The 15,619-nt window shown below is 58.2% G+C and carries 10 protein-coding genes; all 10 read right to left on the bottom strand.

Features of this window, described 5'->3' with window-relative positions; genetic code table 11:
- Positions 1 to 18: 18 nt before the first annotated feature.
- The 10 genes from EKA13_RS14125 to EKA13_RS14080 all read right to left on the bottom strand — a co-directional run bounded on the left by EKA13_RS14125 (position 19) and on the right by EKA13_RS14080 (position 15,563).
- Positions 19 to 2,817: a sensor histidine kinase gene (locus EKA13_RS14125; protein ID WP_083199815.1), complete on the bottom strand. Its 2,799-nt coding sequence runs from the start codon at positions 2,815 to 2,817 to the stop codon at positions 19 to 21.
- Positions 2,818 to 3,104: 287 nt separating this feature from the next.
- Complete coding sequence (bcsC, locus tag EKA13_RS14120; RefSeq protein WP_065760024.1) at positions 3,105 to 6,542, bottom strand: cellulose synthase complex outer membrane protein BcsC; 3,438 nt, start codon at positions 6,540 to 6,542, stop codon at positions 3,105 to 3,107.
- On the bottom strand, positions 6,530 to 7,630 hold the full coding sequence (gene bcsZ, locus EKA13_RS14115) for a cellulose synthase complex periplasmic endoglucanase BcsZ (RefSeq protein ID WP_065760023.1): 1,101 nt from the start codon (positions 7,628 to 7,630) through the stop codon (positions 6,530 to 6,532). Before bcsZ ends, bcsC begins: the two co-directional genes overlap by 13 nt.
- 14 nt (positions 7,631 to 7,644) lie before the next feature.
- On the bottom strand, positions 7,645 to 9,945 hold the full coding sequence (bcsB, locus tag EKA13_RS14110; protein WP_065760022.1) for a cellulose biosynthesis cyclic di-GMP-binding regulatory protein BcsB: 2,301 nt from the start codon (positions 9,943 to 9,945) through the stop codon (positions 7,645 to 7,647).
- A complete protein-coding gene (gene bcsA, locus EKA13_RS14105; protein WP_065760021.1) occupies positions 9,942 to 12,536 on the bottom strand; it encodes a UDP-forming cellulose synthase catalytic subunit in 2,595 nt (864 codons plus the stop codon). Before bcsA ends, bcsB begins: the two co-directional genes overlap by 4 nt.
- Positions 12,533 to 13,255 (bottom strand): cellulose biosynthesis protein BcsQ, encoded by a 723-nt coding sequence (gene bcsQ, locus EKA13_RS14100; protein WP_065760020.1) that lies wholly within the window; start codon positions 13,253 to 13,255, stop codon positions 12,533 to 12,535. Before bcsQ ends, bcsA begins: the two co-directional genes overlap by 4 nt.
- Positions 13,252 to 13,491, bottom strand: a complete 240-nt coding sequence (gene bcsR / locus EKA13_RS14095; RefSeq protein ID WP_065760019.1) for a cellulose biosynthesis protein BcsR — start codon at positions 13,489 to 13,491, stop codon at positions 13,252 to 13,254. The genes bcsQ and bcsR overlap by 4 nt, the downstream gene beginning before the upstream one ends.
- Positions 13,461 to 15,089: a cellulose biosynthesis protein BcsG gene (bcsG, locus tag EKA13_RS14090; protein WP_065760018.1), complete on the bottom strand. Its 1,629-nt coding sequence runs from the start codon at positions 15,087 to 15,089 to the stop codon at positions 13,461 to 13,463. Before bcsG ends, bcsR begins: the two co-directional genes overlap by 31 nt.
- Positions 15,076 to 15,276 carry a cellulose biosynthesis protein BcsF gene (gene bcsF / locus EKA13_RS28870; RefSeq protein ID WP_065760017.1) on the bottom strand — a complete coding sequence of 67 codons (201 nt, stop codon included), beginning with the start codon at positions 15,274 to 15,276 and terminating at the stop codon, positions 15,076 to 15,078. Before bcsF ends, bcsG begins: the two co-directional genes overlap by 14 nt.
- Positions 15,273 to 15,563 carry a BcsE family c-di-GMP-binding protein gene (locus EKA13_RS14080; protein WP_125862934.1) on the bottom strand — a complete coding sequence of 97 codons (291 nt, stop codon included), beginning with the start codon at positions 15,561 to 15,563 and terminating at the stop codon, positions 15,273 to 15,275. The genes bcsF and EKA13_RS14080 overlap by 4 nt, the downstream gene beginning before the upstream one ends.
- Positions 15,564 to 15,619: the final 56 nt, after the last annotated feature.

Genomic DNA, 15,619 nt, shown 5'->3' with positions numbered 1-15,619 from the left:
CGAGTATCCGTGGGCACATCAGTGAACATCCAGACGCTCCTGTTGCAGCAGTGTGCTGACCAACACTCGCAGCTCATCCGACGCGAGAGGTTGCTTGAGTGCCGCCTGAAACTCACACCCCAGCATCGCCAATGACCTGGGGCAAGAACCCAGCAGAATCACAAGCATCCCATCGCCACCGGGCAAACATCGCAGTTGTTGCAGTGCTTCGCCGAGCTCGCTGCCCTGCCGGTCGCAATCGACCAGCAGTATGGCCGGAGCCCCCTGGGCTCGAACCTGTGACAAGCACTCGGCGATGCTCCCGGCATCCAGCGTCACCATTCCCTGAAGCGCAGTGTCAATGCGGTGGCGGGTGATATCGTCGTCACCCACGTAGTACAACCGCGGCGCAGGTGCCGGGCGGGCATTGGCATGGGCCAAATCGATCCAGAAGCGGCTGCCAACACCTGGCTCACTGCACAGCCCCATACGTGCGCCCATCAGTTCAGCAAGCTCGCGACATAACGCCAGGCCAATACCTGTGCCCTGAATGGTCGTGTTTTCCTTTCCAAGCCGCTGAAAGGGCTCGTACAGCGCATGCTGCAACTCCGGGGCAATACCGTACCCGCCGTCCTCGACAAACAACCGAACCCGATCACCACAGGTTTCCACGCCCATTAGCAGGCGCCCTTCAGGGCGGTTGTACTTGATCGCGTTGGACAGCAGATTAAGCAGGACCTGACGCAAACGTCGGGCATCAGCCAGCACACTCAGTGAACCTTGCGTCGGCTGTAGCACCAGGTGCAACCCGGCAGCCTCGGCCTGGGAGCGGACCATTTCGGCACACTCGCGCATCAGGCCAGTCACCTCAACGGCCTGCAGTTGCAGGCGCGGTGTCTCGGCCTGAAGGCTAGACCAGTCCAACAAGTCGTTGACCAGATGCGTGAGGTGCTCGCTGGCCCCAAGGATTTCGTTCAGTGGCTGCGCCTCGGCCTGTTGTTCATCCGCCTGCATGCGGAGTAACTGGGCGAAACCGTAAATGGCATTGAGCGGTGTACGCAGCTCATGGCTCATGCTGGAGATGAAGCGCGACTTGGCCTGGCTTGCGGCCTGCGCCTCCAATGTGCGGCGACGCAGATCCTCTTCCACCTGTTTGAGGGTATCGATGTCGACGAAGGTTCCTGCTGCAACACGTGCCTCAGCGCCATTCTCATCAATCAGACGGCCCCGGCAAAGCAACCAGAGCGGCGTTCCATCCGCCCGCAACAGGCGCAGTTCCAGATCGACTCGCGACGTGTGCCCCTGGCTAAGTGCATCCAACGCCTTGTCCAGGGCCGGGATATCCTCAGCATAGACGTGACGATGGAAGGCCGCTCGCGTCAGCGCTGAGCCCGCAAGGTTGAAGCGTTGGCAGAGCTCACCGTGCAGCAACAGAACGTCGTCCTCAAGACGATACTCCCACAGACCTGCGGTTATGCTCTCCACGACCAGGTTCAGGTGCTGCTGGGCCGTGTTACGTTGTGCCTCGCTGGCAGCAAGTTGCTTGCCCATGGACAGCACATCACCGGCCATGTCGTCCAACTCTTGAATATCCGACGCGGCACGTTGTGGATGCCATACGCCGCGACCGATCTGCCGCAACATCTCACCAATGTCACCGATGGGACGGCGCAGCCGTTCGCTGAGCGTGCGGGCACGAACCCACATGAACGTGAAGAACCCGAGATAGAACACCACCAACCCGACAATCATCAAATAGCCGATGTTGCGGTAGTGGCTGGCCAGATTGTTGGTCGCGGCCATGACCTCCCGCTTGTCGGCAATCGCCAGCAAACGCCAGCCGGCTGGATGTATTTCACTCCAGGCGACCAAGTGCGGCCGGCCGCTCAGAGTCACCTCGGTATTGCCGTTGCTCTGCCGGGTGAGCGCCCCCACAAGGTCATTGAAATCCGCTCGCTGCGTCAGGCTGAAATCGTCAGACCTCAAGTGATCGCCTTGCAGTGCTTTCAGCGTGTCCTGCGAGGGGGCCTCACGCAACGCGAATTCATGCTCTGCATCAGGCGGCAGCGCCATGATCTTCATGTCGCCGCTGACCAGCATCAGGTAGCCGCCCCACGGCACCTTGAGCTTGCCGATCTCATCGAGGATGCCGCCCACCGTAATATCCAGGCCCACAACGCCTTCGAGGAAGTCTCCTGCGTAGACCGGCTGGATCGCCGACATCATCCAACCATGCCCTGCCGGGTCAAGGTAGACATCGGTCCAGCGAGTAGCGCGCTGCGGATTACGTGCGGCATCGGCAAGGTAGTAAAAGTTGTACCTTGGAATCTGCATATCATGTGGGTACTGCTGGTCAGCGCGAATCCAGGGGTAGATGCGGTTGTAGCTGTCCCAACTATTGAAGTAAAGGCTCGCCACCAGCGGCTCGTGACGCTTGATTTCACGCATCAACGGATCAAGTTGAGCCAGTCGCCTGACCTTGTTCAGGTCCTGGCGCGAAGGGGGCGTTACAGACGAGTAGAAGGACGCCGCTCCACCTAGGTCGTGCGGGCTGAAGAGCGCCCCGCCCGACGTGCGTTCCAGGCTTTCCATTGCTCCCTGAGCAGGGGTACGCAATGCGTTGGCTGTCATTTGCGCGAACATGCCCGTGATGCCGGCAATATGCCCGAGCTGGTCTTGAACAATACGTGCATTTTGCTCGGCGGTAGCGCTGAGGCTGTCGACTGCATTGTGCTCCAGGTACTCGAGTTGGGATTCGCGAACGGCTTGGTTACTGAACATATAGCAAGCGATCAGTATCGTTTCCACCAACACCAGCGGAATCAACGCGCTTTGCACAAATGCTCGCCATATCCATTGACGCAATCCTGTCCTGGTAGGACGTTTACTCACTTGGCTTCCCTGTAGATGATGGCAAGTTGCATTAGCGGATGTTATTAATTTGATTTAGCTCGATATTAACCTGCCTCCAGGAAATTTTCCTTATGGGACGCGAGCGCTTTATCACCTGTGGCAACAGGTGACTTGGCGCAAACCAGCAGTCTAGAAGCGTTTAAAAATGCAGATGAATGATCTGCGACTAGCGTCGCAGATCACAAGGGGCAGAACGGCTGTTCGCGCGACGACTAACGGAAGTCAGCGTAAGGTGTCACCGGCTCTATCGGTAACGGCAGGTTACCTTGCCAGACATCGAAGCTGTAGCGCAGGTAGAGAACGACCGTACTGGGCGCGTAAGCGTCGCTGTGCTGCCAGGTAATGCCCGACCCGAGGACCATGTGATCCGTGAGCCGACGCTCGAACAAGCCCTGGAGGCGGATGCTGGAGCCGCTGCTGCTACCCGAGCTCGACGTCAGGCTGCTGCCGTTCAGCACGTCATAACCTGCGTTGCGTACCAAGCTCTGAAGCTTGGAACTGGAGCTGGCATCAGTATTGGCGTAAGACCAGCCCACCGAGCTTTCAAGACGCACCGACCAGTCGCTGTTGCGCCAGTTATAGTTCAGCGGAACGCTCACTGAGTAGTACTTCTGCGGGCTGTAGTACCCACCGTTACCCAGAGTGTATTCGTCCTGGTTGTTATCGTAACCCCAGTACATCAGGGTCAACCCGGTACGCAGGCGCTCATCGGCGCGATCGATCAGCCGGTAATAGTAACCTGCCATCGCCGAGCGCTTCTGGTTGTTCTCGACATTTTTACCACGTAGCCAGTAGCTACCAAGGCTGGCCCATATACCGTCAACCCCTCCCTGGTCGTGGCTCAGGCTCAGGGTCAACCCATTGGATGTAACGCCACCCCAACGAATCCCGGTATTAGGGTCGACAGCGCCGGAATACGACACCACAGAGTTGGAAACGGGCCGCCGCGAGGCAGTCAACCGCCAGCCGAGTGTGTGCCAATCACTGCCGTAGCTGACGCCCCCCAGCCAATTGGGAATTTCAAACGTGTCCGGCGTACGGCCAAGGTCGAAAGACCATTGAGCGTTGTTCCAGCCCAGTGCCATGGCAGGGCCACTGACACTTTGCGATTCGTTCACGCACCCCTTGGGCAACACGGCTCCGGTACTCTGTCTACGCAACTGTGCCGAACAGGTGCCAAAGTCCGTCGTGGTACGTCCATCGGCGTTGGTCTTGAAGCTGTCGGCATTCAGGTCAATGTTTTCCGCCTGCAGGAAGCCGTGCCCTTCAAGCAGCGGCGTATCAACCCGCACGATGCTGGTCTGGGTCACCAGATCGGAGATACCTGACGCTGAGTTGTCGGTACGCCAGAGGTAGTCGTGGTAAAGGGTGATCGTCGGGCTCGTCTGTTGGTACAGCTTGTCGACATCACTGCGCAAGCTGCTTGCCAACCAATCATCGCCGTCTTGCTCGCGGCTCGCCAAGGTCAGGGCTCGATCATCCCTTGGTACGGCTTGTTCGGGGGTCAGCATGCCAGCTGCCGCCATGCCCCGTGCGTAATAGTCCAGCGCCTGCTGAGGGTTATCCTTGGCTATCGAACGAGCCGCATCGCGGTATATCACGGGCTCGGTCTGTGGTGTCTTCATCAACTGGGCGAACACCGCATTGGCCTTTTCACGCTCGCCCACCGCAGCCCAGGCATTGGCCAGCCGACGCTGATACGCCGCGTCCTGGGAAGGCTTGAGTGATTGCAGTGCTTGACGCGCCGATGCCTTTTGGCCACTGGCGATCAGGGTTTCGATCATCCCCAGCTGAGCGTCGGCGTTCTGTGGTTCCTTCTCCAGAACAGTCCGATAGTAACGTTGAGCCTTGGCATACTCGCCCCGCTGCAATGACCAGTCAGCCAGCGTCGCGTAGTCGTCAACCGTGGCTGAACGCAGCAACAAAGCCTCAGCCTGATCTTCCTGACCGCGCTCACGCAGCGCCGAGACCTGGGCTTGCAGCTGGCGACGACGCAACCGGTTGGCCAGTTCGTGCATGTTATCGGTCCATGCCGATACGGGTATTTTCGAGAGCGAATCCTGAGCCTCGGCATCGCGCGAATCACTGGCCAGGTAGAGGGCATGGGCGTAGCGGGTTTCGCTGTCCTGCCCCTTGCGCTGCAACAATTGACGGAAACTGTCATCGGCAGCTGCGCGTTGCCCCAACTCACGCTGACTGTTGGCCAAACGATAGGTCAACCACGGATCGTCTGGCGCCAATACCCTGGCCTTGCTCAATGAAGCAGCCACCTGTGCCCAGTCGGCACGCTGTGCCGCCGCATCGGCCTGCTCCTTGAGCCGATCCAGCGCCAGGCTATCGCGCAAGGCGGCAAACTCTCGCTGTTCGGACGGCGACAGGCTGTCGAGAAAGGCTTCTGCCTTGCCCGGCGATTGTGATTGGTACAGCCTCACCAGTGCACGCACGACACTGCCATTGCCAGGCTCGAGTTTACGCGCCTTGAGCAGCAGTGCTTCAGCTTGCGCATCATGCTGTTGCGCACGGGCGACAGCAGCCAGCCCGACCAGGGCATCGGCATCGCCGGGCTTGGCATCATGGGCACGTTGGTAAAAGCCCTGAGCGGCGCTGTACTCCTTTCGCTCTAATGCGGCATCGCCTTTCTGTAACAGCATCCATTGATAGTTGGCTGTCTTGAGATCGGCCCACTTGCTGATCCAACGGGAATCCTGCTCTTTGCTCAACGCACTGGAAAATGCGTCATATGCGCCTTCGTACTTTTTCTGACGCATCAGGGCAATACCCAGGGCCCCATGCAGGCTGGGGTCCTCGGGATACTTGATCAAGGCACGACGCAAGTCCGCTTCGGCATTGGCGTTTTTCCCCTCATCAACCAGCTTCTTGCCGGTTATACCAGCACGCCAGGCAGGATCGCCCAGCAGTTGCTGCTGGCGCTGCAGTTGGTTTCGGGCATCTTCCTTGATCGGCAAATGACGGTAGTGCTCGATGAAGCCTTGCCAGGCCTGCGCACTTTCACTGCCCATCGGCATATCCAACAGCGCTTTGTACTCGCGTTCCGCATCACGTTTTTGCGCAGTCAGCAGCCTGCCCATCAGCTTTTGCAATTCGACATTGCCTGGGTACTGCTGATCCAGTTCATACAAGTGCTCAATAGCCATATCGCGCTGGGCTGGGATATTGCTGCGAACACTCCAGAATTCCATGGTTGTAATGAAATCGGGCGGGCCCTTGTCGAACAGTTGCTCATAGAGTTTGGCCGACTCTTCAGCGCGCCCCGCCGCCGCCAGCAAGCGTGCTTCCTGCAAGCGCTTCTGCCCTTCCGGCGTTTGCAGCATCAGCAGGTCCTCAGCATGCTGCAGTTGCGGGGAACCTGGCGCCTGGCTGCGTAACTGCGCCACGCGCGCCTCTGCCAGCGCTGGATTTTTTTGCTGCAACGCCTGACGCACCTTGGCCAGCAGCACTTCAGGGTCGTTGGGCGCGATCAACTCCAGACGTGCCAAGGAGTCACGCACCAAGTCTTCACGGTAAGACGCCTCGCCAATACGGACTTGCTCCAATAACCACTGCTGCTGATCATTGCTACTCATTGGTTGGGCCAGCGCTGCACCCGATAGACAGCTAAACAACAGTCCCCACGTTCTTATTCTTTGCATGAATCAACCCAGCTCGGCACAAGCCGGCCCTCCTTGTTGAATCGATAACGACGGTCATCCCACCCCTGACCAAACATTGTCAGCGACTGGTTGTAATAAGCATTGGCCTGAGGCGGCTCCTGATGCAGGCGCTGACGCTGCGCCTGCAACGCCGCGACGGACGTCGGATCACTGGCCAGCAAGGGTAACAGCGCTGCCGAAAAGCCAACAGGGCCAATACCGGTGTGAGCTCCGGTTGCACTGTCGACAGACGCTGGAGGGAAGCCGTCACGAGTGCTTACCTCGACCATCGGCAGGAAGTGCTTGAGCAAATCGGTTCGTCCGGGGGCATCCGGCGCCAGCATACCGAGCCACAAGTACACCCGGATCGCATCGTAACTACCCTCACTGCCTTTAACAGCATCCACCTTCCAGCCCTGCCCCTCGCGCCAGAGAAGCCAGTCAGGGGCAAAGCCCTTGGGCGTTCCCTCAAGCAACATCCGTCGTGTGTTGTCTGCCAGCTCAGCCCAAATCGGCGACTCCAGGGAAAACCGGGCGAGCAACGGCAACGGCAAGTAACTGGGGTTCAGGCGCCAGCCCTCTGCAGTCTCGAAACCTGTGTCGCCAGGTAATAGCATCAAACCCAGACCTGGCAGTTTACGCAGGCTTTGCGCGGCGCTGCGCCAGAGCATATTGCGCCCCAGCGTCACATAGTCCTCCCGCCCCCACAGGCGCCCGGCCTCAAGCAGGCTGTAAGCGATCCACAGGTCGGCATCACTGGCATTGTTGGTATCGAGCACCGACCAATGACCGTGCTGATCCTTGCCCCATTTCCAGGCCGGCAAGTGTCGGCTCAGATCACCCTCGGCAAGGTTGTTCTGGGTCCAGCGCAACAACTGAGCAAAGCTGTCCCGATCATTGGCCAGCAGGGCAAAGAACATCCCATACCCCTGCCCCTCTGAGGTCGTAATGTGTTGCTTCGAGGAACGATCAATGACACGCCCGTCCTGACTCAACAGCGCGTGCTTGTAACCCTCCCAGGCGGGCCACAGGCATTCGCTGGCGCTGACCGGCACCACAACGCTCAACGCCAGTGCAAGCGCCCCCATGTCCTTGAGTAACCTCACGGTTTGTTCGCCAGACGCCGACGTGCGACCCACTGCAGGACGCGCCACAGCAGGAAAGCCCCCAACAGCATGCTCATACTCGTTACCGCTGCGAGTACGGCAGGTTGATCGGAAAGTCGGTACCACACCAACATCCACCATGGCAGATGCCCGACGAAATATTGGTCCCCCACCTGCTGGCCGCTAACGCCACTGCTACGAACCAACACCACAGAACCGGTCATCGCGTCCAGTTTTCCAGTGTCGTTGAGCACATCACGCAACAGTTGGTGGTCCTCATCACTGTTGGCCAGGAAGGCAACAATGCTGCGCTGGGCATTGAATGGCGACTGCAACCCGATAACCGCAGCCAGTGGCGCATTGGCGATCGAAGATGCCGGGATGCCTTCACCTGCAGACTCACCGGCATACGCAATGCCCGCGCCACCTGCCTGCTGGCGTGAGGCATTCAGAATCGATGATCGCGTATGGTCGAGCAGTTGAGTCAGGTCTTGGCTCTTGCGCAGGTTCTGGGGCATCTGGCTCATCACCAGTAGATCCGCGTCGATGTTAGCGACCGCTTTCCAGTCGTCTGACAATCGCAACCCGAAGGCCGGTAGGCCAGACTGCGCTGAAATCCATGCGAGGGTTTCAAGCAAGGTACTGATCTGTGTGGCATCGCTGCGAGCGGGCACCATCACCATGGTTTCCGAGAGGTCGGCCATTCGGCTGAATGGGAAACCGCTGCGGGCGAAGGCACCCAGGTCCGGCATCCGGAGGTAGTGATGATAGCCGGAAAGATCAATCGTCGACTCTTGGTCGATCAGCACCTGATTGGTCGACGGCAAGGACGTCTGGCAATGGCCCTTCTGGGCACTGCTCAAGGTACTGGCAAAGTTAAAGTCAAAACGCAGGGTGTTGCGGTCTTCGATTTTTAACGACGGCACCAACAGTTTGTGGCTGGCGTCGATCGAGTCGCTGGACAGCACCATCGCGCTCAAGCCTTTGATCACATCCCCGCTGTTCTTACCCAGCGGCAAACTGCTGATGAACTGATTGTTCAGGCTGATATTGAGCTGCGAAGCATCATTGGTTGATGGCACGGTGTAGCGATACCGCGTTTCCAGTGGTACGCCTCGATTGAGCCAGAAAAAAAGATCCGGCGGGAGTTTCATTTCAAGGCTGATCGGCTGCGGCCGCAAGCCACTGGCTTGCAGTTGCTCGGGGTACTTGATCAGTTCGGCGAAACGCACGGGGCGATCTGTGCGCATCCAGTTCGGCGCGTCATAAGGCTGGCGTCGCGGTATGTCCCGGACCGTGTCCAAGGTCATCTGCGAACCACTCAACAATCCCCCCCCTAGTGCGAGGGTCTGCGCGGCAGTGACCAGGTCGTCTTCGTTACGCCCCAGCACAAGCAGCACCTTGCTGTAAGCGTCAGCGGGATTATCAATTATCTGAATGGATGGCGCCTGGACCAGCGGGAACTTTTGCAGGTCTGCCAGCATTTTTGGCCGATGTTCGTTGCTGGCAAAGACGATCGAGGGCATTGCCCTGTTGTGCTCGCCCACCGCCGGCAACTGGTCAAACAACACCGGAAACTGTGTGCCACGCCAACCGGCCAAACTACCGAAGTAAGACGCCAATATGCCCGCTGCACGCTGTTCACCCAACGTTGGGGAGTCGGCGAACACCATGTTTACCATCGCCTGGTCCTGCCCTCGCGTATCAAAGAACGGCATCGGAAAATAGGCCAGATCGTTCTGCAGCGACAGCGCCTGCTCCTGGATGAGCAAGTGACTGGTACGGCTGACGTTCAGCCATAACGCACTGTTTGCGGGATCTTCGCAAAGCTCTGAATAGTGCCCGACGAACTCCAGGCGCACCCGATTGAAGTCGCTGACCAGGCGAGGATCAAGGATGAGCTCTTGAGTTGTCTTGTGCCCTAGCTGGTCTTTCGCGATGGGGACCACACTCATCAGGACATCATTGAGGTAAACCCGAAGGTGTGAGACCAGTGGTAGCAGCGCCGGTGAAGGCGTGTACTCCAATTGCAAGCGAACATCACTGGCGATCCGGTCATGACGCATGCTGAACACAATCTGATCGCTGTTGTGAATACCCAGCAACAAGCTGTCGGAACTTCGCCCCAACTTTTCGAAGCTGAGCGTTTTGCTCCAACTTGGAAGCCCGTTCAGTGATGACCTCACCTCATTCGGTGTCGAGGCCTGTGGCGTCAGAGGTTCAGCCTGCGCCAGGCAGAAGCCGAGGGCCGGGAGCAGAAAGCTGGTAAAGCAGAATGTCCTGAGAGTTCGGCTCATTGCGTGGTCACCGGTTCGCTAGAAGTGCTGGGGGAATGGGTCGGCACGCGCGGCAGATAGCTTGCCAGCCAGCGCAACACACGCAAGACCGGATTGATCAAGCGCGAGGCCCACGAAGGCAAATAGCTGAACAGCCGCCTGTAGCCGCGCCCACCCATTTTTAGAATCCCGATAAAGCTGTACAACGGTTGCTCGGGTTTGAACGCCTCGCGCCAGCCCAACCAGGCATCGGCGCGGGCGAATGTGCACTGCACGAAGTCAATTTTCTGCTGCACCGACATCTCGGCAAAACGGATACTGATGGTGCCTTTCTGACTACGCGTCACGGTGCCCGGAAACAGAAATTCTCGGGCGCCACGTTGCAACAGCACCGAGATACGCGCGCCTGGCGACAGGGAAAGGTCGGCATTGACGTTGATGCATGCCCCGCCGTCGGAGTAGTCATGCAGAATCCCCGGATAGCAATGACCGCTCTCCAGGCGCACCGCCGCAGGCAGTTTCGACTGCACCCGATGGGTACTGCGCACCTGACGCACTTCGGCGGCCACAGCGACCGCAACGCCAATAATGAGCAAGTTATAGACCACCCAGGTGCCACTGATCAGTACCGTGCTGTACTCGTTTGCCGGGCCATAGATGAAACGCCAGACCGCGAAAACCAGGCCTGCCAGGTTGAGCAGTGCAAGGATCAGGTACGGTTTGGCAATGCGCCAGTCAAACTGATTGTTTTCCATCAGGCCACCCTTGGCCGTGACATTGAATTTGCCCTTCTTGGGGCTGAACAGTGCCACGGTGGTCGGGCGGGCGATGTACCACGACAACACCGTTTCGTAGACTTCGCCCCAGAATGTCCGACGATAAGCCCCCTGCATCCTGGAGGTGGTCAAGCTGGCGTGAACCATGTGCGGCAATACGTACAACAGGATCATCAACGCCGGTGCATAAATGATGTAGGCATGCAGGAGCAGGAACGCCAGTGGCGCAGTGAGGAAAATCAACCGTGGCAGACCGGCCAGAAAGTGCAGCATTGCGTTGGCGTAACAGATACGCTGAAGGAGCGTCAGGCCTTTCCCGAGCAACGGGTTGTCGGTGCGGAAAATCTGCGCCATGCCCCTCGCCCAGCGAATACGCTGGCCAATATGCGCCGACAGGCTTTCCGTGGCCAGGCCGGCCGCTTGCGGTACACGTATGTAAGCGGAGTTCCAGCCATGACGATGCAGACGCAGCGACGTGTGGGCATCTTCGGTTACCGTCTCCACGGCAAAACCGCCAATCTCATCCAGTGCAGAGCGCCGTAGCACGGCACACGAACCGCAGAAAAATGCAGCATTCCACAGGTCATTGCCATCCTGGACCAGCCCATAAAACAGCTCGCCTTCATTAGGGCTGCGGCGGAACAGGTTCAGGTTGCGTTCAAATGGATCGGGCGAAAGAAAGTGATGCGGGGTTTGTACCAACGCCAGCTTCGGGTCACGCAGGAACCATCCCACGGTCAGCTGCAAAAATGAGCGCACCGGCAAATGATCGCAGTCGAAGATTGTTACCAGCTCGCCGTTTATATGACCCAACGCATTATTGAGATTACCAGCCTTGGCATGGGTATTATCGTCACGAACGATGTAACCGACACCCACTTCCTCGGCGAACTGTCGAAACACCTCGCGCCGACCATCATCCAGGATATAGATCTTGAGTTTGTCACGTGGCCAGTCGATGCCCAGTGCTGCGTAAACGGTGCCTCGAACCACGGCAAGGTCTTCGTTGTAGGTGGGAATCAGCAGGTCAACTGTCGGCCACAAGCGCACATCGCTAGGCAGTTGTACCGGCTTGCGCTCAAGCGGCCAACTGGTCTGGATATAGCCCAGGATCAACACTACCCACGAGTAGGTTTCAGCCATCAGTAGCAGTACACCACAGCCCAGGTCGAATGGTTTATCCCAGTTCAGCGTCGCGGTGTAGCGCCACCACAGGTAACGACAGGATACGATGACCGACAACATGATCAGCATCAATGTAGGGAGGCGCCCCGGGATGCGCCGAATCAGCATGGCCAATCCCCAGAGCAGAATGACGAAAATCGTCTGATTGAGCAGGCCAAACGGTTCGGTGATGCACAGCAGCGCCAAGCCAAGCGCTATCACGGCAATCACGCCATCAAGCAGGTATCGAACAGGGCGCCCTAGCCCGCCCCACCAATGTGTCCCCTGATGCAGGTGCGTGCGCTGTACAACACGCTCGGGCAACTGCTCCAGAACCTCGACGACACGCGCCCATCCCTGCCGGCAGAGCCCGACCAGGCGTTGCAGCAACCCCGGCTCACGGGCTTTACGGGGCGCCCGCCCTAACGGACGAATCAGTAGCAGCCAGAGGCTTTGTATGGTGTAGCGTATCGGGTCACCCAGGCTCGGCGTCTTGCGGGCCAGGTGCGGATACCAGCGCATAGGCTGATCAAGCACGCTTCGCCAGGCGGGCGACTCAAGCGGCAGCACCAGCCAGGCCAGTGCGTTCATTGTCGCCAACAGAAATGCCACCAACGGGTTGCAACCATGCCGTTGGCGCAGATGAGCGTAGGGAAACCAACGGGTGATCATGGTCGTTCCTGGCGTTGAGCCAGGCACCAGGTGGCAAGGCTGAGCACATCCTGAGCCGCAAGGCTGGCAGGCGAATGTTGCCCAAGCGGCTTCTGGAGCGCCAATGCCTCGCGCATGGCTTCATCATTGTGGACCGCCAATGGCAGCATTCGTGCGCCAAAAAGCCTTCGCCAAATCAGTAGCAGGTCGCGTTGAAGCAAACTGGCGGGCTCGAATCGATTAACCAACAAATAGCCATCCAGTGCTTCAGCGCGATGCAACAGCACGTGGCACGCCGCGTCAGCTTCGGCGACCTGAATCTGTAATGCACAACTACCGACCTCCGCATGCCCGGGCAAACGCTGAGGCAAGTCGAACAGCATCCAGTCAAAATGTTTGGCCAAGGCCGCCTGGCGTCGTGCCCAAACGTCAGGGTCCTTAGACAAACGATGCTCAACCTGCTGTTGCTCTGGATGATCCAACTGTCCATAAGGCAGCAGGCACAATTGCGGTTGCAGCGTCCAGGCCTGATCCTCCCAGTTCTGCTCATCGAGCAGCGCACGCGCCCAACCACCGCGCTCGCCAACTGACAGGTTGAAATGCAAGCCCAGGAGATTCTCAGGACACATATCCACCAACAAGACGGACTGGCCGAGGTGGTGCAATGCATGGCCAAGGGCAGCCAGCAGCGAGCTGTTGCCAACCCCGCCGCGTACGCCGCGTACGCTCAGGGAAATCATTTCGCCTCCTGGCGTTCGAGCGGCAACACCCGTTCCTCGAGCTGCGCTACCTCGCTGACAGCCGCCAGCAACGGCCAACGTTGCAATGCACCCTTGAGTTCAAGCTGAGCGGAAACATCGACATACTCCAGTTCAGGTAATTGCAGGCAAACCTTGAGCTGAGCAATGTCGGTAGTGTGCTCGTAGCGCAACAACACCTTCGAATTCAATTGAGTTTCTGCGGGTAAGGCAGCCATGCGCCATTCTCCTTGATTCGAACATAAGGTCGGCCGGCATACTCAAGCACTACGGTCCCAGCGTTCTCTGAAACCACCGGTGTTTGCGGAAGGCCAGTCAGCAAGGTAGTCAAGTCAAGGCCCTGCGGTTGGGCCTGCGCGACATAGAGACGGCTGATGATTTCCGAGAGGGCCAGAAAGCTGCTCGGTTCACTGATATGCAAGGGGCCGGTGCGTGGACTGGCGCCCATCCCTACCAGCTTGATACCGACGGGTACATGGGTGATTGATGGGCTTGGAATTTCGCGCATGCCAGGAATCTGCATGCGGTCACCGTGCAGGGCGGCACCATGCTCAGGCACAATCACCACCACCACGCGCCGGCCACTTTGCTCCAGTTGCTTGATGAAGCCGCTCAAGTCACTGAGCAGCATCTGCGCACGCACTTTATAGTCGGCGCTCTTTGAGCTTCCGTCGGCGGCGAGCATGCGGTTACCGTCATGCAAGGTAATGGTGTTGTAAAAAAGCGCCACACGCGACTGGCTCTCGCTTTCACGGTGCTGCCACCACTTATCCAGGACCTCGCCATCACGCCAGATAGGCGAGCCTTCAAAACTGACTATCGGGTTCTTCAGCATATGGATATCCACGGCAGGCGCCGGGAGTGAACCCTGAGTGCGGACCCTGTCAATGAAACCTTCGAACTCACCGGAGTGGTTAAGCAACACTTCACTGGCAAAACCCAACTTGCTCAGCTCGTCGAACAACAGGCACTGTTCTGGCGGTGTCTTGTACAAGGCGGTATGGCTTGCTTGGCCGCAACTGGCACGCAACAAGCGAATGGCTGCCGGCCCGCTGTAAGACGTGACCGAGTTGAAGTTGTCGAATACCACATCCATCTGCTGGAACAGCGGGTTGTCACGCAGGCCCACCGTGTCGATATCATCCCAGGCCAACGAACACACGTTAATCAACAGCAGGTCGAACGGCGGTGAGTCTGTAATCGGCGGTTTGAACTCGACACGACGTGTTGCTTCGGTGGTATAGAAATCCTGCAAGTAGCGGTTAAGGGTTTCATTGTCGGGATCGGCAACCATTACTTTCTTGGTAGCAACCCCTGGCGAGGCAACCATCGCAACGGCTTGCTCAGAGGGGGCCTGCAAGGCCAGCAAGCTTGTAGCACCCAACCAGGCCAAACCGATCAGGGTAAACGTTGTTACCCGTAACCACTGATGCACAAGACGGTACAGCACCATCACCAGGAGCAACCAGCCACAGAGACTCCAATTGATAAAGCGTCCCGCCAGTTCGAGAAAATACGCTGTGGAGAAGGACATCAGCCCCGGGTGATTCAACACGTTAGCCAAAGGCGGTAACCAGGTGTCCTGATAGAACAGCATCACCCCCACTGGCAGCGCGATCATAGCGCGCAGGATCTCCAGCTTTCGACTGTTCAGAGGCACCAACAAAAAGGCGGCAAAGACCAGATTGGGCAATATCTGCAGGTTGAGGTACCCCATCCAGAGCATGACGAACTTGATCAGGAAATAAACGTTCCACACCCCCAAGCCGGTGTTGCGTCGTACAGGCTGAGACGGAATGACTTTAAGCTGGCTCATCGGACTCACCCTTTACCGTGGTTGCCGCCACGCGACGACGCAGGCCTTTTGACTTCAGGTAACGAGGCCGCAAGCAACTTCGCAACAGTGTCGTAAGCGAACGCGAGAAACTCCTGAAAAAAACAACCAGTGCCAATGTCAGTACACTGCTGAGCGCAATGACCTGCAGTAGATCGGAGGTGCTCATGAGCGATACTCCGTGACGGGCAAGACCATAGGCCGCGGCGTGTAGGTATTACTCCGCTGCGTATCCACTACCACACCTGCATCGGCATCAACCGAGGCCAGCCGGGCGCTCACCGAGGGAACCGCTGTGTCCAACAAGGCTTTGCGTGGTAAACCCTCAATACCAAACAAAAACTGGCACTCACTGAACAGGTCGTACCAAGGCAATCGGAAAATCCGCGCCAGTGCACTGGCCACGCCATCGGCCCTGCACGCAAACAGAAACAGTAAAGTGGACCCATCGGTCAAGACAGTTTTTCAGCGAGTTTAAGCTGCGTCGCTTACTGCCACTGCAGCTGGTCGGC

This window comes from Pseudomonas defluvii (assembly GCF_001695625.1).
Classification (GTDB): domain Bacteria; phylum Pseudomonadota; class Gammaproteobacteria; order Pseudomonadales; family Pseudomonadaceae; genus Aquipseudomonas; species Aquipseudomonas defluvii.
The sequence above is the reverse complement of the archived record's forward strand: the minus strand, read 5'-3'. Positions and strand labels throughout refer to the sequence as shown.